This window comes from Nonomuraea sp. NPDC004354 (assembly GCF_053602555.1).
This window is the reverse complement of sequence record NZ_JBSGDV010000002.1, coordinates 387578-413485: the sequence shown is the minus strand read 5'-3', so window position 1 is coordinate 413485 and position 25908 is coordinate 387578. Positions and strand designations below refer to the sequence as shown.

Genomic DNA, 25908 nt, shown 5'->3' with positions numbered 1-25908 from the left:
CGCAGCCGCCCCACCCGTGGAGAGCAGGGCGGCAACCCCCCCTAGAGCAGGGCGGCCAGGGCGGCGGCGGTCTGCGGGTGGGCGGCCAGGAGCGTCGCCACCTCGGGGTTCCCCTCGGCGACCGGCGGCCCGCCGGCCTGCTGCCACTCGCCCGAGCAGCCGAGCAGCGCGGCGAGAGCGTCCGTGGCGGCGGGGTGCGCGGCCAGCAGCTCCCCGACGGGTCCTGCCGCGACGGCCGCGGGCGCCGCCGGAGCGGCCTGGGCCGACCAGGGCGCCACCCACGCGTCGACGGCGGCCAGCGTGCCGGGGAAGGTACGGCCCGCCTCGCGCACCAGCACGGGCACGAGCTCGGGCGCCTCCTTGCGCAGCGCGGCGATCAGCTTCGGCAGCCACGGGATCAGCACGTCGTCGGGCAGCCGCCCGAACGCGCCGGACAGCACCTCGACCACGAAGGACGTCAGCGCGGGAGCCGACTCCAGCGCCTGCACGAAGCCGGAGACGTAGAGCGGCACCGACGGCACGACGAGCGGGTTGTCCAGCAGGTCGGCGGTGAGCGCCCGCAGGTCCGCCATGGACAGCAGGCCGAGCTGGAACTTGGCCGTCCACAGCAGCGCCACCTTCGGCGGCGCCTCCGGGTGCGACTGCTGCACCGCCAGCTCCAGCTGCGCCCTGTCGCAGCCCAGGGACAGCGCGAGGCTCTCCATGGAGAACAGGAAGCCCAGCATCGCGCCGACCTGCCTGACCCCCGACTCCTCGTCGACGAAGGCCGTGGGCAGCAGCGTGCAGTAGTGGGCGTAGCCCGCGGTCACGAACGCCTCGCACCAGGCCGGCAGCCCGTGGCCCGCCGACCGGTAGTAGGCCAGCAGCCGCCGGATCCGCCGCAGCACCTCGGGGGCGTCGTCCACGGTCCGCTCGGCGGCCAGCAGCTCCACCGCCCGCGCGCCCAGCTCCTCGGTGAACCTGCGGCTGCCCAGGAACAGGAGTGAGTCCTCGACCGCGGCGAGCACCGTGGCGGCGGTCGCCTTCTGGTCCCACGCCGCCGCGCGCAGCCGCTGCTCCAGCACCTGCTCGATGGTCACGCCCTCGTAGCCGAGCTCGATCAGCTCCCGCTGGTACTTGCCCAGCCACAGGTCCCAGCTCTCCTGGATGGACCGCTCGCCGAGCACCCGCGAGCCCATGATGGGCTTCACCGCGCCCTCGGGCAGCAGGTAGCGCAGCATCCACAGCAGGTCGGAGCACGGCACCAGCGCGGGGTCGGTGTCGAGGTTCATCAGCGCCCTGGACAGCGTGCGCTTCTGCAGGTCGAGCCCGAGCGGGGCGAGGCGGTCGAGCACGTCGCGGGCCAGCGGCGGCAGCGAGTCGTAGCCGACCTGGCCGATCCTGTCGCCGCCGAGCATGATCTCGCACAGGCGGCGCACGTCGCGCCGGCCCGGCACGACGTCCTTCTCGATGCAGGTGACCGCGGCGTCCTGGAAGTCGTACGGCGTGGGCCGCTTCCTGTTGCGCATGCCCGCCAGCAGGATCGACGTCTCGTACACGGCGATGGCGTCGGCGGTGCTGGACTGGTAGCCGTTGCGGCGGGCCAGCCGGACGATCTCGACGCACCAGTCGAGCAGCTCGGCCTCGTCGAAACTGTCGAGGGAGGGCGGCTGCCGCAGGAAGTCCGACAGCCGGTCGCTGACGGGCCTGGGCGTGGCCGGCGTGGCCTTGCCCTTCCTGGGCTTGCCGCCGAGCCTGAACGGCGTGACGCCGGTGCGCTTGACCGCCTTCTCCCACGTCGCCGAGGCGATCGACACCGAGCCTGGCGCCAGGGCGAACTGCCGCTCGATCTGCGAGTGGCTGGAGGGGATGAGGCCGTAGAGCCACTGCGTGGCCGTACGGGGGGTGATGTCGAGGTGCTCGCCCATCACGGGGCTGGCGGCGTGGAAGGCGCCGCACACGTACAGGCAGGTCGCAGGGTCGGCGCCGGTGGCGGCCAGGTGCTCGCGCATGCGGGTCCACATGTAGCGCTCGCGGTCCTCGTCGACCTCGTTGCCGTCGGGGCGCAGGCGCCGGAACAGGCTGCCGATCAGCACCATGACCTGGCGGTAGGTGTCGTAGTCGGCGCCGGAGAGCGGCTGCTCGACGTACTGGTCCCACCACTCCGACCAGTGCCGCACCTTGCCGTGGTGGAGCAGGTGCTCCTCGAGTTCGGCGAAGCGGGGGCGCAGGTCGCCGATCTCGACGCCGACCGTGTCGACCACCGGTTCGACCGTCTTCTCCGCGGCCGGGTCGCCGTCGCGCTCGCGCGGCGCCCACTGGAAGACGTGGTCGACCGAGCGGTCGACCAGGACGATCTCCACGCCGGGCGTCTGGAGCGCGTAGGCGATGGCCTGGTACTCCGCCGACGACTCGGTGATGGGCGCGATCACGCTCAGCGGCGCCCATTCGGCGGGGAAGCCGTCGATGTCGGTGGCGAAGGCCTGCAACGCCACGGGCAGGCGGCAGTTGACCAGCTCGTCGAGGACGGGCCGCAGGTCCTCGCACAGCTCCAGGTAGATGACCTTGGGCTGCTTCTCCCTCAGCCTGCGCACCATCGCCAGCGCGGAGGCCGGCGAGTGGTGGCAGACCGGGAAGATCTCCAGCTCCTCGGCCAGCGCCCGCTCGACGTCGTCGACCATCCCGGGCAGGATGCCGACGCCCGCGAACTCCTGGGCCGCCGCGGCGAGCTGCTCGCGCAGCGGGTCGAAGGGACCGCTCATGAGAGCGTGGCGATCGCCTGGCGGCCGCCTTCGAGGAACTCCGTCCAGTCGCCGCCCTCCTTCTTGCTGCGCGGCTCGACGACCCCGTGCCAGTACTTGTTGAGGATGGCGAGGTCCTCGGGGCTGCGCCGGGCCAGCGAGGTGACCAGCGAGCCGGCCAGGGTCTGGGCCCGCAGCCTGGTGTCGCCGAAGAAGGTGCTGTGCAGGATGGCGTCCTCGAGCACGCCGATCTGCTCGGCCGTGGACAGCGCCGACTCCAGCTTCTCGTCGTCGCTGGTGGCCGAGGCGGCCGCGGCCCGCAGGTCGGAGAAGCTCTGCAGCAGGATGTCCAGCAGCGTGGGCGGCACGTCGAGCTCGATCTGGTGCCTGCGCAGCAGCTCCGTCGTGCGGAAGCGGACGATCTCCGCCTCGCTCTTCTTGTTGGTGACGACGGGGATGCGGACGAAGTTGAAGCGGCGCTTCAGCGCGGAGGACAGGTCGTTGACGCCCCGGTCTCGGCTGTTGGCCGTGGCGATGATCGAGAAGCCGGGCTGGGCGAAGACGATGTTGTCGTCGCCGTCGGGGAGCTCGGGGATGGAGACGTACTTCTCCGACAGGATCGAGATGAGCGCGTCCTGGACGTCGCTGGTGGACCTGGTCAGCTCCTCGAAGCGGCCGATCACGCCCTGCTCCATCGCCGTCATGATCGGCGAGGGGATCATCGACTCGCGGGACTGGCCCTTGGCGATGACCATGGAGACGTTCCACGAGTACTTGATGTGGTCCTCGGTGGTGCCCGCCGTACCCTGCACGACCAGGGTGGAGTTGCGGCAGACGGCGGCGGCGAGCAGCTCGGCCAGCCAGCTCTTGCCCGTGCCGGGGTCGCCGATCAGCAGCAGGCCGCGGTCGGAGGCCAGGGTGACGATGGCGCGTTCGACGAAGCTGCGGTCGCCGAACCACTTCTGCGGGATCTCGCGCTCGATCCCGTCGGAGCGCTCGGAGCCGAGCACGAAGATCCGCACCATGCGGGGGCTGAGCCGCCACGAGAACGGCTTGGGGCCTTTGTCGATCGACTCCAGGTAGTCGAGCTCGTCGGCGTACTTGGTTTCAGCGGGTGCGCGCAGCAACAGGGTCTCCTAGGAGAGAAAGCTCTTGAGCTCGAACACAAGTTTGCGGATATGTCCGGAAATTACCGGAGTGCCCAGGTCCTTGAGCTTCTGGCGGAACCAGGGGTCCACGCTCGCGTGACCCGAGCTGTTCACCGAGCCGACGGGGATGAACTTCACACCCGAGCGGTGGATCGACTCGAAGTCGGTGATCAGCGACCGGTTGTCGTAGAAGTCCGAGATCCACACCATGACGGTGTTGCGCGGATCGGTGATCTTCGGCCTGGCCAGTGCCATGGCGGCCGTCCCGTCGGTGCCGCCGCCCAGCGTCGTGCGCAGCAGCACCTCGAAGGGGTCGTTCACCCACGGCGTCAGGTCGAGGGCACGGGTGTCGTAGGCGACCAGGTGCACGTCGACCTTCGGCAGGCCCGCGAAGATCGAGGCCAGGATGGTGCAGTTGACCATCGCGTCGACCATCGAGCCCGACTGGTCGACGACCACGATCATCTTCGCGGGCGTCGTCCGCTTGGCCGTGTGGCGGTAGAACAGGCGGTCGACGTACAGCCGCTCGTCCTCGGGGCTCCAGTTGGTGAGGTTCTTCCAGATGGTCCGCTCGAGGTCGAGATTGCGGAAGACGCGCTTGGGCGGCACCGACCGGTCGATCGTGCCCGCGCTGGTCTTCTCGACCTGGGTGCGCAGCACCTCGGCCACCTCGTCGACGAACCTGCGGATCAGCGCCTTGGCGTTGGCCAGCGCGATGCCCGACAGGTTGGCCTTGTCGCGCAGCAGCTGCTCGATGAGCGACATGCTCGGGGTCAGCTGCCTGGCCAGGTTGGGGTCGGCCAGCACTTCCCTCAGGTGCATGCGCTTGACCAGATCGGCCTCGATCTGGCCCAGCTGCCCGGACTCGTCACCGATCACCTGCTGGAAGCAGGCCGCGTCCTTCTTCCACGTGTCGAGCTGGGTCGCGGTGACCGTGCCCGAGCCGGTGTTGAAGACGTTGAGCAGCAGCTTGCTGACCAGGGCGGCCTTGCGGACGGAGTCGAGGTCGTGAAGGTTGTCGAGCTGGTCGCGCAGGTCGGGGAAGCGCTGCGTCAGGTTGTCGATCGAGATCGACGGATCGAGCAGCGCCGCGGGCAGTCCGAGGTCGTCGACGATGGCGACGCCGGCCGACTCGAGCGAGGGCTGCTCGTCGGGCTCGAACAGCCGCGCGAGGAGGCGCCAGTAGAGCACCTGCCTTCTGTTCTCGTCGCTCATTTCCGCAGCAGCCGTCCCGCTCGTTCCCGCAGCACGTTCACGGCCTCGCCCGCCTTGGTGGCCTTGGGGCTGAGCGCCGGCTCGGCGTTGTGCGGCGCCTTCTTGCCCTTCTGCACCGCCAGCGGCTGCAGGACCCAGCGCCCGCCGTCCCACCGCATGAGGCCGACGCAGGCCGTGGCGCTCGCGGCGAGCTCAGGGGTGATCGGTCCCGCGGCCGTCAGTCCTTCGATGTCGTAGTCGGCGAGCTTGCCCTCGATCAGCACGGGCTCGGCGATGCGCACCGGGTGCCGCTCCAGCGGCGCCACGCCAGGCGCGACCGCCTCGGGCAGCAGCACCCTGGCTGTCACGAAGGGGTCGGCCGGATCCTGCAGCGCGACCTTGTCCTCCTGCCACAGCAGGTCGCCCCCGCTCAGCAGGGTCAGGCCCCTGACCTCGACGGCACGCTGCTCGGCCAGTGCCTTCAGCAGCAGCGGGTAGCCGCCGAGCAGCGGCCACAGCGCGAGCCCGACGATCGTGTCGACCTTGGCGACGACCACGCTGGTGCGGACCAGCAGGTTCTGCCCCGTGGTCTCCAGGACCCCGTGGACCTGCACCTGGACGGCGGTGCCGTGCTCCTGCACCTCGACGCCGAGGATCAGCAGCCGTCCCGACACCTCCTCGGCGGCGGCCTCGGGCCAGCCGCCCTGCGACAGCAGCAGCGCCCTCGACCACAGGTCGGCCCAGCGCCGCGCGGGCAGGTGCTCCATCGTCGCCACGGGAGCCGACGCGCTCAGCTCGGCGGCCAGCCCGTCGAGCAGGACGGCCAGGCGCCGGGAGCCGGGGTCGGCCAGCAGTCCCTCGACCACCTGCGAGGAGGCGGAGACCAGGTCGTGGTCGACCCCGCGCCAGCCGGTGATCGCCAGCTCGCTCAGCCACGACCGGCAGCTCTCGGCGGCCTTCGAGCCGCTCTCGCCGGCGACGTGCTCGGCCCGCTGCCGGCCGAGCGCGGTGTCGAGCTGGCCGAGGAGCGCGTCGTGGACCGCGCCGAGCAGCGCGGACCGGCCGGCCGCCAGCACCGTCAGGTGCTCCTCGCCGATGGAGCCCGCGGCGATCTTCTCGGTGGCCTCGGCCACGCGCTGACCGACCGGCGTCGTGGCCAGCGCGCCCGCCAGGGCCCTCAGCCGCTCTCCTCCGGACCGCGCGAACCCGTGCGTCAGGGCCTCGTCGAACCCGGTCACGACCTCGAGGGCCTCTTCGACTCCCGCGGGGGGAGCGTCCAGTCGCATCAACGGAACCAATGCATCTCGGGGACGGGCATGGTGGACTCCGGCACTTCCAGATAGGCCAGGTGGCGCAGGAAGCGGCTGAAGACCATGGCGGCGGGAGCCGGCGCGTGCTGGCCGTGCAGCTTGCGGATCAGGCGCTCGCCCTCGCCGACCTCGACGCGCAGGTACCTGGCGACCCGGTCGAGGCCGTACTGCACGATCGCCTCGTCGACGAGCGCTTCCAGGTGCTTGCACGGCCCTCCGTACAGGCCGCCGCACGGGCGGTTGTTGTTCGTGCTGCAGTTGAACTCATGGGTCGTCGCGGCGATCGACGAGACGTACACCCTCGCGATGTCGGAACCGCTCGACACCACGCCCTGCAGCCGGCCGTCCGCCAGTTCGACGAAGGGCACCTTGGCCAGTTTGCGCGGTTGTACGGGTGCGATCACCCGTACGGCGCTACGTATTTCCCACGCGGGACTGTCCGCGTTCACGACCTCGACCTCCAGCCTTGTCGGCATGCGGGCGATCAGTGAGTCGGTAACTTACCCCATTCCCGATACGTCCGGACACGCTTCTCGATCATGCGGGAGGCCGATATCGCTACCACAAAAAGCCTAGATTCAGGGAAGCACTTCCAGACCGAGCGCGCGCCGCAGGAACTCCAGCTGGTGGAGCAGGACGTTCTCGGACAGCGCCTGATGGCTCACGCCGGAAAGCGGAAGCACCTCGTGCGGCCGGCCCGCCGCCAGCAGCGCCGCCGACATCCGCAGCGTGTGCGCCGCCACCACGTTGTCGTCGGCCAGCCCGTGCACCAGCAGGAGCGGACGGCTCAGCGACGCCGCCTCCCTGATGGGCGAGCTGCGGTCGTAGGCCTCGGGATGCTCGTCGGGGTGGCCGAGATGGCGCTCGCGGAAGTGGGTGTCGTACAGGCGCTGGTCGGTCACCGGCGCCCCCGCCACCGCCGCGTGGAAGACGTCGGGACGGCGCAGCACCGCCATGGCCGCCAGGAACCCGCCGAACGACCAGCCGCGGATGCCCACCCTGGTCAGGTCGAGGCAGGGCCGCAGCCGCGCCGCCTCGTGCAACCCCTCCACCTGGTCCTCCAGCACGGGCCCCGCCAGGTCGAGGTGGATGGCCCGCTCCCACGCGGGACCCCGGCCCGGCGTGCCCCTGCCGTCCACCGCCAGGACGGCGAAGCCCTGCTCGGCGAACCACTGCGACACGTACACCAGCCACGACAGCGACGCGGTCACCTTGCGCATGGCCGGCCCGCCGTACGGGTCCATCAGCACGGGCAGCGGGCCGTCCTCCTCGCGGTGCCACGACGGCAGGAACAGGGCGGCCCTGAGGGCCCGCGGGCCGAGGCTGAGCAGTTCCATCCTGGGTTCGAGCACCGGGCGCTCGGCACGCGAGGCGATCTCGACCTCGTCCTCCTCGCGCCGCACCGTGACGCGGGCGCCCTTGGTCGTGTGGGAGACGAGGACCGTGGCGCCGCCCCGCGTGGCGCCGCCGTGCACGCCCGGCTCCGCGCTGATCCTCCGCAGGCCGTGGTCCGGGTCGTGGGCCCACAGGTGCGTCTCGGTGGGCTCGTCCGACGCGGTGAACAGGACGGTCTCGCCGTCCACGGCAAGGACCTCGTGAAGCTGCAGCCCCTCCGGCGTGACGGGGTCGCCCTCCCGCAGCAGCGTGCGCGTGTCGCCGAGATCGGCGCAGGTCAGCAGCGCGCCGGAGGCGGTGCGCGCGGGCAGCCCGCCGACCAGGGTGACCCACGCGGCGTCCCGCTGCTCGGCCAGCACCTCGACGGCGCCCGTCGCGGCGTCGACGCCGAGCACCTGGACGTGCCGCTGGTCGCGGCTCTGCACGGCGGCGTAGGGCCCGAAGGCGTCCCAGCCCGCGGCCGTCAGGTACTCGAACGCCTGGCTGTCCCACCGGACGGCGACGCCGTCGCCGTCCAGGTCGGTGATCCACAGGCTCACGTCGGCGTTGGCGGTTCCCACGGAGGGGTAGCGGATGGCGACGGGCGGCCGGGTCGGGTCGGCCGGGTCGGACACGTACCACCGCTGGACGGGCGTGGTGTCCACCCGCGCCACCAGGAGGGACCGGCCGTCCGGCGCCCACCAGTGGCCGCGGCGCCTGCCGATGGACTCGGCCGCGATGTGATCGGCCAGCCCGTAGGTCACCTCGGGGCCCTCCGGCACCGCGATCGCGCGATCGGCCGAGCCGTCGGCCGCCACCACCCGCAGCTCGCCCCCGCTGACGTAGGCGACGTTTCGGCCCGTCGGGTCGGGACGCGGGTCGGCCACCGGCCCGGCGGCGGGCAGCTCGCGGACCTCGCCGTCGCGGGTCCTGACCGTCCACAACCGTCCCGACAGCGCGAAGGCCAGCAGCTCGCAGGCGCGGTCGGCGGCGTAGCCGACGATTCCCGACGACAGTTGGCGGGCGCGCTCGCGGCGGATCCGCTCCTCGGCGGTCAGCCGCTCCTCCTCTCCCGCCAGCAGGGTGAGCGGGTCGGCGAGCAGCCGTTCCCTCCCGGTCGCGACGTCCAGCGCCCACAGGCAGGAGACGGGGTCGTCGCCCGCCCTGGTGCGCAGGAAGAAGACGGTGCCGCCGTCGGGCGACACGGTGAAGGCGGAGGGGGCGCCGAGGGTGAAGCGTCTGGTGCGGGCGATCTGGTGAGGCAGTGAGGTGCCGGTCATTCCACTTCCTTCGGTACGGGAAAGTACGTCAAAAGCAGAATGGCCGCCCCCGTCACGCGGGAAGCGGCCTCACCATCGAGATCATTTTACCACGGCGCTCACGTAATACAGCATCGGCGGCAGGGTGCCCCTGACCTTGACGCTGCCTCCGGCCGCCGGGATCAGCTCGTCGAGCACGTCCTCGGGGCTCGGCTGGAGGGCGTGCCGGGTGACCGGCCGGGCGAGCGTGGCGGCCAGGCCGGTGGTCGGCGGGCTGAACTCCACGATCAGCAGCCGCCCGCCGGGCCGCAGCACGCGGGCCATCTCCTGGACGGCGGCGCCCCGGGAGGCGGCGGGAACGTGGTGCACGACGAGGCTGGAGACGACGACGTCGAAGGAGGCGTCGGGCAGCTCCAGCGCCTGGGCCCGGCCCACCAGGTAGGAGCAGGCGCCGGGCGCCCGCGCCCTGGCGTACGCGATCATCTTCGGTGCGGGGTCGACACCGGTCACCTGCCCGCCGGGATCCACGAGCGGGGCGAGCACGCGGGTCAGGTAGCCCGTGCCGCAGCCGACGTCCAGCACCCTGTCGCCGGGACGGACGCCGGACAGCGCCGCGATCCGCGTGAACACCTCCCTCCGCCGCCCGAGGAAGGCGATGGAGGAGAGCAGGTCGTAGGCACGCGGATGGTTGATCGTCTTTCCGACGTCCGGGTCCCGCATGGCGATCACCCCATGAGCGGGGCAGCGGCTCTGCCCCAGCTCTTGAGGTCCCTGCCGGACGGGCGCAGCAGCAGCATGGCCGCGTCGTCGTGCAGCGGTCCGGCGACGTGCGCGACCAGGTCGAGGCGCAGCGCCTCGAGCGCCGCCTCCGGGTTGTCGTCCTTCAGCAGGAAGGCGCGCTCGGCCAGCGGGTAGAACCCGCCCTCGGGGTCGCGCGCCTCGATCACCCCGTCGGTGTAGAGCAGCATCTGGTCTCCCGGGCGGAACCGGATCCGGTACGGGAGCGGACCCTCGACGTCGAGCGCCCCCATGCCGAGCGGCGGCGCCGTCTCGTCCGGCTCGGCGAAGCTGACCTGCCCGCCGGGGTGCAGGATCAGCGGCGCGGGATGCCCGTAGTTGAGCAGCGTCATCGTGCCGTCGGGGGTGGCCTCCAGCAGGACGGCGGTGACGAAGTCCTCCCCTTCGAGCCGCCGGTTGAGCGCCTTCTCCAGGCGGGTGCTGACGCCCAGCAGGTCGGGCTCGTCGTGGGCGGCCTCGCGGAAGGCGGTCAGGACGATGGCCGCGGTCTCCACCGCCTCCAGGCCCTTGCCCTGCACGTCACCGAGGATCACCCTGACGCCTTTCGGGCCCGCCGCCACCTCGTACAGGTCGCCGCCGATGCGGGCGTCGGCGGCGGCCGAGGAGTACGAGAGCCCGACCCGCAGGTGCCCCACCCGCCGCGGCAGCGGGCGCAGCAGCACCCGCTGGGCCACCTCGGCCACCGACCGCACGTTGGCCAGCTCGCGCTCGCGCCGTTGCCTGCCCACCGTGGCCACCAGGCTCGCCGCGGTGACGCCTGCGATGACCAGCAGGCTCTGGTAGCTCTGGCGCGACCCGACCAGGTTGTCGTGCGCGGCCAGCAGGAGGGAGAGCACCAGCGCGATGCCGCCGATGACCACGGTTCGGCGGACGGTCCCCACGAGGCTGGCGAAGGCGGGGCCGAGGGCCAGCAGGGAGAGGAACCCGAACTCCGGTCCCGACAGCAGGCTGAGCACCGCCACGATCCCCATCATGGCGTACGGCAGCGCGGTCATGATCAGGTGTGCCGCCCGGTTGTCGGCGGCCTCTCCCCCTGGTCTCACCATCGCATGCCTCCACAAACCCCTGGTCAACCTCCACTCAACCGCCGACCAGACTTCCCGGCACACCGCGCCCGCTGTAACAAGCGACAAAGAGAACGGAAAACAACTATCCAGACATAAGGGATATACGTGACCTTCCCTTCCAATGGAACGGCGCCGCCCCCGGTCAGGGGCGGCGCCGGGCCGTGCGTGCTACTGGCGGGTCACCTTGACGTCGTCGACGCCCGCCTCCACGAGGCTGGCGCCCGAGGCGTCGGCCGCCTCGACCAGGATGCGCACCGTCTGCCCCGCGAACGACGAGATGTCGGCGGTGGACGAGCCCCACGCGCCGTCACGGTCGGAAGCGGCCCCCAGCTGCTGGAACACCGTGCTGGTCGTGCTGCCCACGACCTTCACCCGGAAGAAGTCGGAGCTGGAGGAGTTGCTGCCGTGCGCCAGGTACCACGAGAAGGACACCCGCAGCACGCCGGAGGCCGGCAACGTGATCGGCGGCGACTGGATCGACGTGGTCCCGCCGTCGACGTCGTGATCGCCCGCGGCGGCGCCCGCCAGCCGTCCGGTGACCAGGTCGTTGACGCCGCTCGCCGTCGTGCCCACCTGCTTGGTGCCGCTGGACGTGGTGGCCTCGGGGTCGCCGCGCTCCCAGAGGCCGGTCGTCGCGGTGTCGGTGCCGCCGGGGTTGGCGGTCCAGCCCGTGGCGGTCTCGAAGTCGTCCGACCACACGGTCGTCGGCGGCACGGCCGTGCCGAGCGTCCACACCGCGTACGCCGCCGCGTCGGCGTTGCGGTCCAGCGCCGTGTCGTTGACGTTGCTCGTCGTGTCGCACGAGCGGTGGTAGCAGGGGTCGAAGGCCTGCCCCGCCGTACCGCCCCAGAGCTGGGCCTGGGCGCTGGACTTGATGCCCTCGGCGCCGGTGAACGTGCCGCCCGCGGGGATGCCGCGGGAGATGAACGGGCCGTAGTCGGAGCGGCCGTCGAAGTCGGTGCCCCTGGTCGGCACGCCGATGGAGGCGAAGTAGTCCTGCAGCGTCCGCTCCAGCTCCGCCGAGCCCGCCGGGCCGGGACCGGAACCGACGCCGTCGGAGTTGTCGCCGTCGTAGACGAAGTAGCCGGCGTTGGGCGAGCCGACCATGTCGAAGTTCAGGTACCCCTTGATCTTGGCCCGGTCGGTGGCCGGCAGGTTGCCGACGTACAACTGGGAGCCGCGCAGGCCCAGCTCCTCGGCGCCCCACCAGGCGAACCGCAGGTGCTTGGTCGGCTGCAACGCCTGACGCGACACCTCCAGGGCGGTCTCCAGGATCGAGGCGCTGCCCGAGCCGTTGTCGTTGATGCCGGGACCGGCCGTCACGCTGTCGAGGTGGGCGCCGACCATGAGGATGTCGTCGGGGTCGCCGACGGGCCAGTCGGCGATGACGTTGTAGCCGGTGGCGCCGTTGTAGGTGAACGACTGCAGCGTGGTCTGGAACCCGGCCGCGTCGAGCTGGGCCTTGACGTAGTTGGCCGAGGCCAGGTAGCCGGGGCGGCCGTGGGCGCGGTTGCCGCCGTTGCCGGAGGCGATGGACTGCAGCTGGCTGAGATGTGCCTTCACGTTGGCCAGCGAGATGTTCGGCGGCGCCAGCTGCACGGCGGCCGCCGAGGCGGGCTGGGCCTGGGGCGCGGCCAGCGCGAGCGCGGCGGCCACGACCAGGAGGCGGGACTTCATCGGTTCCTCCGTGGGGGGTGGACAGAGGGTGCGATGGAGGGAGGGCGGTTCCGGTGGGAGACCGCCCTCCCTCACGGGTGTGCTCAGCTCGCGGCGCTACCGGTGGTCGCGGCCGGTACGGCGGCGCGGGCCGCCGACGCGGCCTGCCGGTCGGGGATGTCGCGCGTGTTGAAGGCGTAGCGGGCGACGGAGTCGGCGATCGCGTCGGCGTTGACGTCCAGCGCCGTCGCGTTGATGTTGGCGATGCCGTCGCACGCCGCGTGGTAGCAGGCGTCGTAGGCGACGCCCGCCGTACCGCCGAACATGGCGGCCTCCTCGGCGGTCTTGAGCTGCTCGGCACCGGTGAAGATGCCGCCCGAGGGGATGCCGACCGCGATGAACGGGCCGTAGTCGGAGCGGCCGTCGAAGTCGGTGCCGACGGTGGGCAGGCTGCGGCCGGTGAAGAAGGCCTTCAGCTGCTGCTCGATCTCCGCCGATCCGGGCGGGCCCGCGGGCGAGCCGGCGTTGTCGGAGTCGTCGCCGTCGTAGAGCTTGTAGGCGTGGTTGGGCGAGGCGACCATGTCGAAGTTCAGGTAGAGCTTGATCCGGTCGCGCTGCTCCTGGGACAGCTTCTCGACGTACTGGTCGGAGCCGAGCAGGCCGATCTCCTCCGCGGCCCAGAAGGCGAAGCGCACCTTGTTGCGCACGGGGAACTGCTTCAGCTGGAGCGCGGTCTCCAGGATGGCGGCCGAGCCCGAACCGTTGTCGTTGATGCCGGGGCCCTCGGGCACGCTGTCGAGGTGCGCGCCGACCATGACGACGTTGCTCGGGTCACCGAACCTGGTCTCGGCGATCACGTTCTCGTCGGTGCCGAGCACGAGCGTGGAGTCGACCTTGAGGTGGACGGTGGCGCCCGGCGTGCCGGCCAGCGCGTTGCCGACGGCGAAGTCGGCGAACACCATCGGGATCCCGGCCCGCCATTCGCCGAGGTCCAGCGGGTACGCCTCGGTCCTGCCCGGCTGGCCCTCGTTGAAGACGATGATCCCCGATGCTCCCGCCTGGCCCGCGTTGCGCACCTTGGTGGCGAAGGGGCAGGTGCCGCGCTGGATGAGCGCGATACGGCCGGCGACGAAGCCCGAGAAGTCGGACATCTCGCAGCCGCTGGTGGAGGTCGGCGTCGGGGTGGGCGGCAGCGTCAGGTCCACGCCCTGGACCTGCGCGGTGACGTCGCCGGCGGGCGACGGCTGGAAGGTGAAGAAGTCCTCGTTCGGCACGGAGGAGCCCAGCACCGGCGGGGTGTTCTCGGTCCAGCTGTCGACGTAGTTGATCGGCTGGAGCGTGACCTTGTAGCCCGCCTTGCGGAGCTTGCCGGCCACGTAGTCGCGGGAGGCGTCGTATCCGGCCGTCCCTGCGGCGCGGTTGCCGCCGTTGGCGGTCGCGATGGCCTGGAGCGCGTCCAGGTGCTTCTTGACGTTGGCGCCCTGGACTTTCTTGACCAGGAGCTTGGCGAACGCGTCGTCCACGGGGCCGGCGGCGGCGGAAGGGACGGCGATCGCGGAAAGGGGGAGGGCGAGGATGGCGGCCATGGTGATGGCCCTGCCTAAGGACAGGCGCATGAAGCTCCTTCAAAAAGAACCGGGCGTGCGCAAGATCCCCCGAGCGCACGCCTTTTGGAACGTACCTCTTTTCCCGTTACGCGCCTAGTGCCGCAGATTTGGTCATTCGCGACGTGTCAAGTCCATGCTCCAGTTCGTGATCCAGGTGCGCTCGCCGTCCACGGAGAAGGCCTGTTCCCAGCGGGCCGACCGGTCGGAGATGTCCGACCACACGAAGCGCACCCTGACCGGACGGCCCGCGTGCACGTCGTCGCCGTGGAACTCGCCCCTGCCGGCCGCGAACCCGCCCACCACCGGCGGGAACAGCCGGCCGGTGCTGCTGCTGGCCCAGTACAGGGACCAGCACTCGCTCTCGCGGTCGTACAGCCGCACCGTGAGACCGCTGACCCCCTTCGTCGGGAACTCGATCTCGTCGATGTTCGCGCCGCCGCCGAAGTGCCGGGAGGCGCGGCTGACGCCGGGGAACTCCTCCCAGTCGGTCGCCTCACCGAGAAGGCACGACTCCTCGAGGAAGTCGGTCCGCCGCCGGTTGGTGACGTCCCAGGTGCCAGTCAAGAAGTCGAAGTCGCTCATGCGGTGGACGGTAGGCCCCCTCCCCTGCCATCTCATGTCAGTGAACAGACCTCGATCACGACAGGGACGCCACAGTGGGTATGCCTGTAGGTGCCAGTCGCCGGCGCATCGGGGGTGACCGCCATGGACGATTCCCACGGAATCGAGGGCATGCTCACCGGACTGCTCGACCGCAGCCACACGGCCACGCTGGAGGAGCTGCCCGTGCTGGTGAACCGGTACGCCGCGGGCGCCGGGCTGGAGACGGTGCTGATCTACCTGGCCGATCTCCAGCAGAGCATGCTGCGGCTGCTGGCGGTGCGGGGCGAGCCGGCGGGCGAGGAGCCGAAGGAACTCGACATCGACACCACCCTGGCCGGACGGGCGTTCCAGGAGGTCCGGGTCCTGGGCAAGGCGGGCGCCGACGGCGCGACCGACTGGTGGGTGCCCCTCCTGGACGGCACCGAACGGCTGGGCGTCCTGCGGGTCACCGCTCCCTCCGGCACGAAGGAGGCCGCGGACGCCATGCGGCACCTGGCGTCGCTGGTCGCGCTGCTGCTGGTGAGCCAGCGGGCGCACAGCGACGCCCATCCGCGCGTGGTCCGCTCGCGGCCGATGAACCTGGCAGCCGAGCTGCAGTGGCACCTCATGCCCCCGTTGACCTTCTCCACCGGCAGGGTGGTGGTGAGCGGGGTGGTGGAACCCGCCTACGAGGTCGGCGGGGACGCCTTCGACTACGCCCTGGCGGGCGACATCCTCCACCTGGCCGTCTTCGACTCCATGGGCCACGACGTCTCCTCCGGCGTGACCGCCAACCTGGCCATGACGGCCTCCCGCAACCATCGCCGGCACGACATACCGCTGGCCGCCAACAGCGAGCTGATCGAACGGGTGCTGATCGACGAGTTCGGGCGCGGCACCCGCTTCGTGACCGGCATCCTGGCCGACCTCCACCTCGCCACCGGCGTGCTGACCTGCGTCAACCGCGGCCACCACCTGCCGATCATCATCAGGGGCGGCCGCTGGACGTTCCCCGTGGACTGCCCGCCCGCCCACCCCATGGGCCTCGACCTCGGCATCCCCGTCGTCACGTGCAGGGAACAGCTCGAACCCGGTGACCGGATCCTGCTCTACACCGACGGCATCGTCGAGGCGGGCGCCAGGGAGGGCAGGGAGTTCGGCCTGACCAGGTTCGTCGACTTCATCATCCGCCACACCGCCTCGGACCTGCCCGTGCCGGAGACCCTCCGCCGCCTGATCAAGAGCATCCTGGCCTACCGGAACGGCCGGCTCGACGACGACGCCGCGGTGCTGCTCACCGAGTGGTACGGCCCCGACGACCGCCCGCTCCTCGTGTGACGCGTGGAGCGGGCGGGCCCCCGCTCCACCACCGCCCGCCACGCCATCCGCACGGCGCCGCCGATGTCACTCCGCCCGCGTGTCGCCGGGGGTATCGCCACGCGCGCGCCGCCGCCGGTGTCACTCCGCGCGCGCGGCCGTTCTCCTGGAGCGCAGCCCGAGCAGGACGTCGAGCACGACGAACGCCGCCAGCGAGAGGCCCATCAGCGGCAGGAACCAGCCCACCGCCGCGGCGGCGACGACCAGCGGCGCCAGGACCACCACCGGCACCCGCCGCAGGCCACCCCGCGGGTACGGCGCGCCGAAGCCGCGGCCCGGCCGCCGCGCCCACCACATCCGGTAGCCCAGCACGATCAGCGTGATGATCCCGGCGGCCAGCGCGACCAGCAGGATCTGGTTGGCCAGGCCGAACAGCAGGCCCATGTGGCCGTCGATGCCCCAGCGTGCGAGCTTGGCGGCCGGCGGGTAGTCGGCGAAGCGCAGCTCGTCCGTCACCTGGCCGGTCCCCGCGTCGACCGCCACCTGGTCCAGCCGCTGCGGCCACTCCTTGTCGATCTCCTTGACCACGTAGGAACCGCCGGGCTCCTTCGGCCAGACGATCTCCAGCGGGCCGGACAGCCCCCTGCCCGCGGCCGCCTGGACGACGCGGTCCACACCGGCGTCCGACGGCCCGGCGTGCTGATGGCCTCCCCCGCTGTGGGCGGCGTGGTCGCCGGACGAGGTGGAGATCGACGGGGTCGTCCAGCCGAGCGCGGCGCGCACCTCGTCGACGTTCTCCCCCGCGTACGCCGACCAGGTCAGGCCGGTCGCGGACAGGAAGAACAGGCCGAGCACCGCCCAGAGACCGAGGGAGCCGTGCCACGACAGGACGCGCCGCAGGCCGGTGGCGCCACGCTCGGGCGCGGCCAGTCCGCGCAGGCGGCGCCCCTCGCGGCGGCGCCTGGTGACCCACAGCAGCAGGCCGCCGAGGGCCACCACCCACAGCCAGCTCGCGGCCAGCTCGCTGTAGATCCGGCCCGGCTCGCCCAGGTGCAGGCTGCGGTGCAGCGTGGAGATCCAGGCCCGCACGGGCAGCGCGCCCGAGCTGCCGTAGCTCTCCAGCACGCCGTGCACCTGTCCGGTCGAGGGGTTGACGAAGACGGCCAGCTGGGTGCTGTCAGCCAGTCCGGGAACGTCGAGCAGCACGCGCGTGGTCGTGCCCGGCTCGGCGGGCCGTACCGCGGTGACGGTCCCGTCGGGCCGCGCCGCGCGGGCCGCGGCGATCTGCCCGCTCAGGGGCAGCGGCGGGCCGCCCGTGGGCGCGGTCAGCTCGTGCCGGTAGACGATCTGCTCGATCTGGTACGACGCGGCGTACAGCAGGCCGGTGGTCGCGGCGACGAGCAGGAAGGGGGCGATGAGGACACCGGCGTAGAAGTGCAGCCGCAGCACCAGGGGACGCAGCGCCGCCCAGGTGGCGCGCCGGGCGGGCGGCGCGGCCGCCGTCGCCTCGGGTCGCTCGTCGGTGGATGAGGTCATGGTGACGTTTCTCCGTTCGGTGAGAGGGCGCGCCACAACGAGGTACGCGCCGTCTCGGCGAGGGTTTCGACGCGTGGCCGCGCGATGGCGGCCACGCCGAACAGGCCCGGCGACACAGGCGGGGCCAGAATCCGGGCAGCGGTGCCCGGTCAGAGAACGGAGAACGACACCGGCGGTCCACGCCGGGAGACCACCACCGCGAACGGCGCGCGACGCGGTGGGACGGGGCCGCGCCAGGGCGTGACCCGGACGGCCGGCCCGAACTCGATCGGAACGGCCGGCAGGAGGAGCAGGGCGGCCCACGCCATGCTCACGGAAGCGCCCGCCAGGTGCAGCAGGGTCGCCAGGGCCGACTCGCCGCGGGCCAGCCACCAGGCCGAGCCGACCGCCGCCACGACGTGGACCAGCAGCATGCCCAGGCCGGTGCCGTGGCCGTGCGTGGCCGGCGCCGGCACCTCGGGCGGGGCGCCGGCGGTGAACAGGTGGTGCATGCCGTACTGCGCGGCGAAGCAGGCCGCCAGGAGCACCTCGAGGCCGCGCTGGCGGCGGCCGAGCAGGAAGGCCCCCGCCCAGGTGAGGGTCAGGGCCCCGGCCATGGTCTCGAGACGGACGCCCGCGCCTCCGGCCAGCACGTGCAGGACGGCCGACACCAGCACGCACGCCACCGCGAACACGGCGGCGCGCAGCGCGCGGATGAGAGGCCGGCCGACATCCACCCGCTCATGGTGCCATCGATCGACCGCGCCGCCCAGCCCGGTCTCTCACCGCCTTCAGCCGTCGGCGCCACCGGTCCCCCTGGCCGGTGTCCGGTACCTCCCCCGCCAGGGCTTTCGCCGGGAGGCCGTCGGTGGAAGACCAGACCGGGTGACGGCGGACCGAGTGGAGGACCGGACCGGGTGACGGCGGACCGGGTGGAGGGCCGGGTGGCGGTATCCGTCGTGGGGACGGGTCAGCGGGACTGGCGGGCGCCGCGGCGCCACACCTCCGCGACGGCGCGGGTGGCGGTGATGTCGCTGGTCGGGTCGCCGTCCACCAGCACCAGGTCGGCGCGGAGGCCGGGGGCGATCCTGCCGCGGTCGGTCAGGCCGAAGTGCCGGGCCGGGACGCTGGTCGCGGCGGCCAGCGCCGCCTCAGGGGCCAGTCCCGCCCGGGTGAGCAGGAGCAGTTCCCTGTGCATGGCGGCGCCGTGCAGGGGCGCGAAGGCGTTCGCGTCCGTGCCGGCCAGCAGCGGCACCCCGGCCGCGTGGAGCGCCGTGGTCGCGCGCAGGGCGTTGGCGACGCCTTCCGGGTGGACGGGCACGGCCGTGTAGTCCCTGTCGATGGCCGTTCGCGCCCCCTCGGGCAGGCGCGAGGCGATGCGCTCGTCCCGCACCAGCTCGACCTGGGCGGGGTCCTGGGTGATCGTCTCGATGTAGGAGAGCGTGGTGACCACGAAGACGCCGTGCGCGGCGATCCGGGCGGCCAGTTCCTCGGCGGTCGGGTCGCCCGGCTCCCCGTGGTGGAAGACGTGCGCGAGGCCGTCGACGCCCGCGTCCAGCGCGATGACGGTGTCGCGTGCCGTCGCCACGTGCGCGATGGTCGTCAGCCCCGCCGCGTGCCCCGCCTCGACCAGCGCGGCGACCACCTCGGGGCCCATGACCGGCAGGTCCAGCCCTGCGGTGCGGCCGTCGTCGACCACGATCTTCAGGTAGTCGATGCCCTCGGCCAGCCGCTTCTCGACGAACTCCGTGGCGTGGGCCGCGTCGGCGATCGTGTCGAACGGCCCGACGGCGTCGCCCAGCCAGTCGAGCGCGCCCGCCTCGGCGGCCATGATCTGGCTCGGGTGCCCGTCCGGCGCGGTCGCCAGGACTCCGGCGCTGCGCAGGTCGGCCACGTCGTCCCGCTCGGCGGCGAGACGGCGCTGGCGGGCCAGGTTGGACGGCAGGCAGAACATGTCGAGCTCGGTGGTGACGCCGAAGGTCAGCGCCTGGGCGAGCATGCCGTCCGAGACGTGGGTGTGCGCGTCGATCAGGCCGGGCAGCAGGGTCTTGCCCGAGCCGTCGATCTTCAGGTCCGCGGGCCGGCCGTCGGAGGGGGCGATCAGGTCGTCGACGATCAGGACGGTGGCCCGGGGCTGGACGCGCTCGCCGTCGAAGACGCGCACGTCGGTGATCAGGGTACGCATGTCGGCACTCCTCTGCAGTGATCTCATCCCTGATAGTAAGGCGTCTAACTATCAGAGGTGAAACCACCCCCGAAGGAGCGCCGTCCAGGCAGCAGCCAGGTGGTGTCAGGCCGCCCGTCGGTGTCAGGCGGTGTGGTCGGCGTGCCTGGCGGCGGTGCGCAGGTCGAGGCGGAACCCGTCGGCGGCGAGCTCGGTCAGGAAGGCCACCGGGTCCACCAGTTGCTCCAGGTGTCCGACCCCCGGCGGCAGGCCGGGCAGCCGGCGCAGCACCAGCGCGGCGGTCCGTCCGGTGGCGCGGCTCTGCAGCCGCCCGTTGAAGGCCGCCTGGACGGCACCGCAGCGGGCGGTCACGGCGAACCCGTCACCGCCGACGTGCACCTTCGCCAGCGCGGTCAGCAGCAGTTCGCGAACCCTGGGACGGCGCAGCAGCCGGGCGACGGCGGGCCGCCCGGCCGCGGCCAGCAGGCCGGTGGTGAGCCGGGAGTCGAGGCACAGCCCTGTGCCCGCCGAGGCGACGCCGAGCGTGCCGGGAAGCGTGTACTGGTCGGAGAACGGGAAGCGGTGGACGGTGCGCGTGCCGTACGGCGGTGGGAAGCGCATCGTCCACGAGCCCGCGAGCCAGCCCAGGCCGTCCAGGGTCCACGCCGGCGCCGCAGGCCCGTGCTGCTCGCCCGAGCCGAGCAGCACGCCGACGCGCAGGTCGTCGGCCTGCGAACGCTCGACGCAGATCCGCGCCAGCAGGTTGGTGACGCCGGGGACCAGTCCGACGCTGAGGACGGCCCTCGCACCGCGCCGCCTGGCCAGCGGGTCGAGGTCCTCGATCGCGGCGAGCACGTGGTGGGAGGCCGAGACGTCCACGTAGCCGATACCGCGCTCGAGGCAGGCACGGGCCACGCGGACGTTGTCGATCTCGGCGCACATGAGCGCTCCTACCGCGTGGGGGCAGGCTTCCAGCGGTAGGCGTCCGTCCAGAAGACGCACCTGAGCCGGCGGGTGTGCGGGGCATGGCTCATCGAGTAGCCGTAGGCGCCGCGCTGCTCCTTGGAGCAGGTCAGGTGCTCGCCGACACAGTCCCAGTGGTTCTTGTGCTTGTAGTAGTACCGGTCCTTGGGCGGATGCTTCTCGTTGCAGTACGGCCGCGCGGCGGTGCCCGCGGAGGCGGCGGGCGGAAGGACGGCCAGCAGAAGGGAGGCGGTGGCGACGGTCGCCGCGAAGACGTTTCTCATGGTTCCTCACACAGAGGGGGGGAATGATCAACTCGTCGCAGGAGTGTAGAACGCTCAGGCTGCTCCCCCAAGATCCCTTATGTCCCGTTCGCCGGCTCGGCGACCGCCGTTCCGCCGCGTGGTCCCCGGGAAAGGGTCAGGACCTGCTGCAGGTGCGCAGCATGTTGAGGAGGGCGACCTTCTCCTTCCGGGTCACGAAGAGCCGGTAGTGATGCTTCACGGTGATCCATGAGGTCGCGTAACGGCACCAGTAGCCGCGGCGCTGCGGCCGCCAGCTCTGCGGGCCCTGGCCGCCCTTGGCGATGTTGGCGGAGTGGCTGACCGTGACCAGCTCCGGCCGGGTGAGGTCGTTGGCGAAGGCGCGCCGCCGCGCCTGGCTCCAGGTGCGGGCGCCGGTACGCCAGGCGTACGCCAGCGGCACCACATGGTCGACGTCGACCAGCTTCTCGCTTCTCAGCCGTTTGCCGTCGTACGGGCTGTACCAGACGCCCTTGACCGGGTGGCAGGCCGCGTTCCTGCGCACGCCTCGCCCGTCGCGGGACAGCACCGTCTCCCGCGCGTCGCACCTGCCCTTGTGGTGCGCCCACCGGGGCTGGAACCGGCGGTGGCTGTAGCCGCGCAGGGATAACGGCCGGGCGACCTTCAGCTGGGCCAGCATCCGGCGGGCCGTCCCCGCGTCGGCCTGGTGCTGCCTGCGGGAGTCGGCCGCCGCCTGCTGGGTGGCGATGACAGCGGTGAGGGGGAGGACGACAAGCGTGAAGACAGCGATGCGGAGCGCCCGCCTCAGGAAGATCATGCTTCCACCCATACCCATGACTCCCCCGTGACTAGAGCGACATCTGAGACACCGAAGGGTGAGACGACCATGGGCCTCCCCTGGTTCGCGCTTTCACCAGGGGTGCGTGGCGTCGGGCGCCGGTCAGAAGCGGGCTCTCCACTGTTCGGTGTGGCTCATCTCCCACAGGGTCCTGTCGACATGGCGTGCGGTCCAGATCTGTCCGGATGCTTTGGCGCCATGCCGGTCGTACCGCCGCGCGTCCCAGCCGTCCAGGCTGAGCAGCGTGTCCAGCGCTGCGGCAGGAGACTCCGAATGCTCCGCCGCGGCATCCTCGGGCCAGCCGTTCTCGATCAGGCGATCGTAGGCGTGACGCATGAAAGCTTCGGGGTCCTCCACCACGAAGTCCCACCGTCCTGTCACGCTGACCCGCTCGACCTCGTCATACGGCTCGCTGTCCTCCTCGTCCAGGTCGGCGAAGACGTCCGTCCATCCGGTGGCCTCGGCGATCGCGTCCGCATAGGCACGCGCGGTGGATCTCACCGTGGCGACCGCCTCCTCCTGGGACGACCCGGCGGCAAGATCGCGAAGGGCCTTCACCAACTGCTCGCAGGCCAGTTCGACGTCAGGGGACATGGCATGACCGTACTCCGCCGGCACGCCTCGGGGCCGGACAGCGGTACCACCGCATTCACCATCCCCTCGGGCCAGATCCCGCACCGGTCCCGAGACCCGCGGGTCCGCCGGGATTGACTGATCGTCACGCACGGTCGCGGGACAAATCCGGAGGGAACACGCGCGGAGTAGAATGTGCGGCAAGAGGCGGCCAGGGTGACTGACGCCTACCGCTGCGGGGGCCTGTCTTCCCCTGCATCCACTGCCGCACGTGCTCGATGATCCGGTGAGAGGGCGCCAGTGAGTGATCTCATAGCGATCGCGTACCCCGACCGGGCGGCGGTCGAGCAGGCCGAGAAGCGCCTCCGCCGATCGGGCGCGGAGGGCTCGGTCCAGATCGAGGACGTCGTCGTCATGATCAGGGGCCAGGACGGCAAGATCGAGGTGCAGCAGGGCGGCACCGGCGTCCGCGCGGCGGCCACCGGCGGAGCCCTCTGGGGCGGCATGATCGGCCTGCTGCTCCTGGCGCCGCTGTTCGGCATGGCGGTCGGCGCGGTCGCGGGCGGCACGATATGGAAGAGCACCTTCGGCTCCACCGGCGGGGCACAGGACTTCGTCAACGAGCTCAGCGCGAACCTGCCGCCCGGAAGCGCCGCGCTCATCGTCCTCGTCCGCGACATGACGCCGGAGAAGGTCCTCCCGCTCATCCAGCAGCGCGGGCACGTGATCCGCACGACGCTCAGCGCGGAAGTCGAGGCGCAACTCGAGGCGGCTCTCACAGCCGCGAAGCCCAACCGCCCGCACGGCGCCGACTGAAAGGGGTGTACGGGAACACCGTCCGGCCGTCACTGACGCCGTGACGCCGGAAAGCGGCCGTAGCTGACGCTATGGCGCCGGAAACGGCCGTAGCTGACGCTGTGACGCCGGAAACGGCCGACGGTCCAGCAGTGACCCGGAAACCGGTCGGCGGTGCCGCAGTGACCCGGAATGCGGCCGGCGGTGCCGCCGTGGCACAGGCCCGGCCGGCCGAGCGGAGCGGTCGAGGCCCTGGGCAAGGCCGCGCCATGAGAGGGAGGCTGCCGCTGATGTCATCGCCGTCGAGATTCATGACCGTACGGCAGGCCGCGTTCATCGGCGTCGGCGCCATGGTGGGAGCCGGCATCTTCGCACTCCTGGGTGCGGCCGGCGAGGTGGCGGGGTCGGCCGTGTGGCTGTCGTTCCTCATCGCGGGCGTGGTCGCGGCCCTGCAGGGCTATTCGTTCGCCAAGCTCGGCGCCAAGTACCCCTCGGCCGGAGGCCTGCTCGAGTACGTGGCCAAGGGCTTCGGTGAAGGCCACATCACCGGCATCACCGCCTGGCTCATCTACGTGGCCAACGCCATCGTCACCGCGATGGTGGCGGTGTCGTTCGGCAGCTACGCGAGCGCCATGTTCACCGACGCGAACGCGACATGGGCCAAGGCGTTCTCCGTGCTCATCATCCTGGCGATGACCGCCGTGAACATCATCGGATCGACGCTCGTCGCCAAGGCACAGACCGTGATCGTGTACGTCGTCCTGGGAATCCTCGTCGTCTTCGCGGTGGTGACGATCGCCAACATGCGGTTGTCGCTGCTGGCGCCGTCCGGATACCCGCCGCTCCGCGACATCGTCGCCAGCGTCGCGCTGACGTTCTTCGCGTTCCTCGGATTCGGCATCATCACGTTCACGGCCAAGGATCTCGCCGATCCGACACGCCAGCTTCCGAAGGCCATGTACCTCGCCCTCGGGATCGCGACGGTCATCTATGTCGCCATCGCGGTAGGCGTGTTCGGCACGCTCACCGCGGAGGAGGTCATCGCCTCCGGGGGGACCGCGCTCGCCGTGGCCGCCGAGCCGTCCCTCGGTACGGCCGGCTACTGGCTGATGAGCGTGACCGCCCTGTTCGCCACCGCGGGAGCAACCAACGCGGGACTGTACCCGGCACCCGGCCTGTGCGAGCGGCTCGCGCACACGCGGCAGTTCCCGCCGTTGATGGCACGGCGGATCGGTGGACGAGCATCAGCCGGGCTGCTGGTGGAGGCGGCGGTATGCGTGGTGCTCGCCGTCGCTTTCAAACTCGACGCGATCGCCTCCATCGGCAGTGCCGTCGCCCTCCTGGTCTTCATCTTCATCACGGTGGCGCATTTCCGGGTACGGACCCAGACCGGCGCCAACACCCTCGTCCTCGGACTGGCCGTCGTATCAGCCGGCGCCGTCCTGCTGACCTTCGTCTTCACCACGCTCGTGCACGAGCCCGCGTCGATCCTCACGTTGCTGGCCGTACTCGTGGTGAGCGTCGCCCTCGATCTCGGCTGGAAGCACAGATACACCCACCGGGCAGGCCCGCTACCGGGGGCGCACTAAGGCGCGGGGACATTGCCGGTCGCTGGCGTGTGCGGCCGGCCAGGGTTCTCCTGATGCGGGGGCAGGGTCGGGCCCGGGTCGGGCCGGGGGTGATCCCCGTCGAACCGGGCGAGCCGGGCGGACAGACTCGAGCGCACTTGATCACCGTCTGTCGAGTGGAGCTTCCCCCATGCGCCGTTTCTTGGCTCTGTCCTTGGCCGCCGCCGTGACGTTCGGTGCCGTCGCCCCCGCGCAGGCGGCGACCGCCGAGCCCGCCACCGGTCTGGACCGTGCCGCCCTGCGCGAGGCGATCACCGTGCGCCCGTCCGACGGTGCCGCCGGTGTCGTGGCCGAGGTGCACAAGAACGGGCAGACCTGGCGGGGTGCGTCCGGCTGCTCGACTGCCGATGCGGTGCACACCGTGAGCGATGCGGACAGGACGGTGCCCGCGTCGCCCACGGGGCCGGCTCCGGACTCGCCGAAGGCCGCCTACGAACGGCTGATGGAGGGCAACAGGCGCTGGGTGACCGGCGCGCTCAAGCACCCCGATCGCGATCCCACACGCCGCGAGCTGCTGGCCGCCAAGCAGCAGCCCTATGGAGTGGTGCTGTCGTGCATCGACTCCCGGGTCGCGCCCGAGCTCGTCTTCGACACCGGGCTGGGCGACCTGTTCGTGATGCGTACCGGCGGGCTGGCCGTGGGGCCCGTGGTCACGGGATCCGTCGAGTACGGGCCGATGACCAGCGGTACCCCGCTCATCGTCGTCCTCGGACACCAGCGGTGCGGCGCCGTCTCCGCCGCGTACAAGGCCCTGCGGGAAGGCAAGCCGCTTCCGGGCAACCTGCAGGCGATCGCGCAGGCTCTCCGTCCGGCATACGAACAGACCATCAGGAACCCCGGCGCCGACCCCGTCGAGACGATGGCCAGAGCCCAGGTGAGGTTGACGGCGGACAACTTGCGCGGCAATCGAGACCTCGCGCCGCTGGTGAGCGACGGAAGCCTGGCCGTGGTCAGCGCGTACTACTCGCTGGACACCGGCCAGGTCGAAACCCTGAACGGCGCCCCCGCCTGAGCGCAGGCGGGGGAGTCGTGGCAGGAGAACGGACCTGATCTTCCTCGGCGTGAACCCGGGAGCTATCAGAACTGTCCGCGGCGAGATCAGCGGCTCACTGCCTGCCCGCGACCAGTGCTCACTGA

General features: G+C 71.6%; 22 protein-coding genes. 4 read left to right on the top strand and 18 right to left on the bottom strand.

Annotated elements, in window-relative coordinates; translation table 11 throughout:
* Nucleotides 1-41: 41 nt before the first annotated feature.
* The 11 genes from ACWENQ_RS07600 to ACWENQ_RS07550 form a co-directional block, all read right to left on the bottom strand.
* Nucleotides 42-2741: a DUF5682 family protein gene (locus tag ACWENQ_RS07600; protein ID WP_452413186.1), complete on the bottom strand. Its 2700-nt coding sequence runs from the start codon at nt 2739-2741 to the stop codon at nt 42-44.
* The gene (locus ACWENQ_RS07595) at nt 2738-3847 is read right to left on the bottom strand and encodes an ATP-binding protein (protein WP_449916104.1); all 1110 of its coding nucleotides are present in this window, start codon (nt 3845-3847) and stop codon (nt 2738-2740) included. Before ACWENQ_RS07595 ends, ACWENQ_RS07600 begins: the two co-directional genes overlap by 4 nt.
* A 9-nt stretch (nt 3848-3856) precedes the next feature.
* Nucleotides 3857-5083 carry a VWA domain-containing protein gene (locus ACWENQ_RS07590; RefSeq protein WP_449916102.1) on the bottom strand — a complete coding sequence of 409 codons (1227 nt, stop codon included), beginning with the start codon at nt 5081-5083 and terminating at the stop codon, nt 3857-3859.
* The gene (locus tag ACWENQ_RS07585) at nt 5080-6348 is read right to left on the bottom strand and encodes a hypothetical protein (protein ID WP_452413185.1); all 1269 of its coding nucleotides are present in this window, start codon (nt 6346-6348) and stop codon (nt 5080-5082) included. The genes ACWENQ_RS07590 and ACWENQ_RS07585 overlap by 4 nt, the downstream gene beginning before the upstream one ends.
* A complete protein-coding gene (locus ACWENQ_RS07580) occupies nt 6348-6848 on the bottom strand; it encodes a hypothetical protein (protein ID WP_449916097.1) in 501 nt (166 codons plus the stop codon). The genes ACWENQ_RS07585 and ACWENQ_RS07580 overlap by 1 nt, the downstream gene beginning before the upstream one ends.
* A 102-nt stretch (nt 6849-6950) precedes the next feature.
* Nucleotides 6951-9026, bottom strand: a complete 2076-nt coding sequence (locus ACWENQ_RS07575) for a prolyl oligopeptidase family serine peptidase (protein ID WP_452413184.1) — start codon at nt 9024-9026, stop codon at nt 6951-6953.
* Between the two features lie 81 nt (nt 9027-9107).
* Nucleotides 9108-9725 (bottom strand): class I SAM-dependent methyltransferase, encoded by a 618-nt coding sequence (locus tag ACWENQ_RS07570; RefSeq protein WP_452413183.1) that lies wholly within the window; start codon nt 9723-9725, stop codon nt 9108-9110.
* 5 nt (nt 9726-9730) lie between these two features.
* Complete coding sequence (locus ACWENQ_RS07565; protein ID WP_452413182.1) at nt 9731-10849, bottom strand: PP2C family protein-serine/threonine phosphatase; 1119 nt, start codon at nt 10847-10849, stop codon at nt 9731-9733.
* 189 nt (nt 10850-11038) lie between these two features.
* Nucleotides 11039-12547, bottom strand: coding sequence for a M28 family peptidase (locus ACWENQ_RS07560; RefSeq protein WP_452413181.1), 1509 nt, complete (start codon nt 12545-12547; stop codon nt 11039-11041).
* An 83-nt stretch (nt 12548-12630) separates the two neighbouring features.
* A complete protein-coding gene (locus ACWENQ_RS07555; RefSeq protein ID WP_452413180.1) occupies nt 12631-14142 on the bottom strand; it encodes a M28 family metallopeptidase in 1512 nt (503 codons plus the stop codon).
* A gap of 102 nt (nt 14143-14244) precedes the next feature.
* Nucleotides 14245-14715 (bottom strand): hypothetical protein, encoded by a 471-nt coding sequence (locus ACWENQ_RS07550; RefSeq protein WP_449916084.1) that lies wholly within the window; start codon nt 14713-14715, stop codon nt 14245-14247.
* A gap of 123 nt (nt 14716-14838) precedes the next feature.
* On the opposite strand from ACWENQ_RS07550, the gene ACWENQ_RS07545 reads away from it, so the two are divergent.
* Nucleotides 14839-16053, top strand: a complete 1215-nt coding sequence (locus tag ACWENQ_RS07545) for a PP2C family protein-serine/threonine phosphatase (protein ID WP_452413179.1) — start codon at nt 14839-14841, stop codon at nt 16051-16053.
* 120 nt (nt 16054-16173) lie between these two features.
* Here the strand turns inward: ACWENQ_RS07545 and ACWENQ_RS07540 are convergent, their stop codons facing one another.
* The 7 genes from ACWENQ_RS07540 to ACWENQ_RS07510 all read right to left on the bottom strand — a co-directional run bounded on the left by ACWENQ_RS07540 (nt 16174) and on the right by ACWENQ_RS07510 (nt 22369).
* Nucleotides 16174-17568, bottom strand: coding sequence for a PepSY-associated TM helix domain-containing protein (locus tag ACWENQ_RS07540; protein WP_452413178.1), 1395 nt, complete (start codon nt 17566-17568; stop codon nt 16174-16176).
* A 149-nt stretch (nt 17569-17717) separates the two neighbouring features.
* A complete protein-coding gene (locus ACWENQ_RS07535) occupies nt 17718-18284 on the bottom strand; it encodes a hypothetical protein (protein WP_452413177.1) in 567 nt (188 codons plus the stop codon).
* A 233-nt stretch (nt 18285-18517) separates the two neighbouring features.
* Complete coding sequence (locus ACWENQ_RS07530) at nt 18518-19732, bottom strand: amidohydrolase family protein (protein ID WP_452413176.1); 1215 nt, start codon at nt 19730-19732, stop codon at nt 18518-18520.
* 123 nt (nt 19733-19855) lie between these two features.
* Complete coding sequence (locus ACWENQ_RS07525; protein WP_452413175.1) at nt 19856-20653, bottom strand: saccharopine dehydrogenase NADP-binding domain-containing protein; 798 nt, start codon at nt 20651-20653, stop codon at nt 19856-19858.
* Between the two features lie 8 nt (nt 20654-20661).
* Complete coding sequence (locus ACWENQ_RS07520; RefSeq protein WP_452413174.1) at nt 20662-20958, bottom strand: hypothetical protein; 297 nt, start codon at nt 20956-20958, stop codon at nt 20662-20664.
* Between the two features lie 136 nt (nt 20959-21094).
* Nucleotides 21095-21754: an HNH endonuclease family protein gene (locus tag ACWENQ_RS07515; RefSeq protein ID WP_449916071.1), complete on the bottom strand. Its 660-nt coding sequence runs from the start codon at nt 21752-21754 to the stop codon at nt 21095-21097.
* A 123-nt stretch (nt 21755-21877) separates the two neighbouring features.
* A complete protein-coding gene (locus ACWENQ_RS07510; protein WP_452413173.1) occupies nt 21878-22369 on the bottom strand; it encodes a hypothetical protein in 492 nt (163 codons plus the stop codon).
* A gap of 279 nt (nt 22370-22648) precedes the next feature.
* Between ACWENQ_RS07510 and ACWENQ_RS07505 the strand changes: the two genes are divergently transcribed.
* The 3 genes from ACWENQ_RS07505 to ACWENQ_RS07495 all read left to right on the top strand — a co-directional run bounded on the left by ACWENQ_RS07505 (nt 22649) and on the right by ACWENQ_RS07495 (nt 25783).
* The gene (locus ACWENQ_RS07505; protein ID WP_449916066.1) at nt 22649-23164 is read left to right on the top strand and encodes a DUF1269 domain-containing protein; all 516 of its coding nucleotides are present in this window, start codon (nt 22649-22651) and stop codon (nt 23162-23164) included.
* A 269-nt stretch (nt 23165-23433) separates the two neighbouring features.
* Nucleotides 23434-24732, top strand: a complete 1299-nt coding sequence (locus ACWENQ_RS07500) for an APC family permease (protein ID WP_452413172.1) — start codon at nt 23434-23436, stop codon at nt 24730-24732.
* 169 nt (nt 24733-24901) lie between these two features.
* Entirely contained in the window at nt 24902-25783 is an 882-nt protein-coding gene (locus ACWENQ_RS07495) for a carbonic anhydrase (protein WP_452413171.1), read from the top strand.
* Nucleotides 25784-25908: the final 125 nt, after the last annotated feature.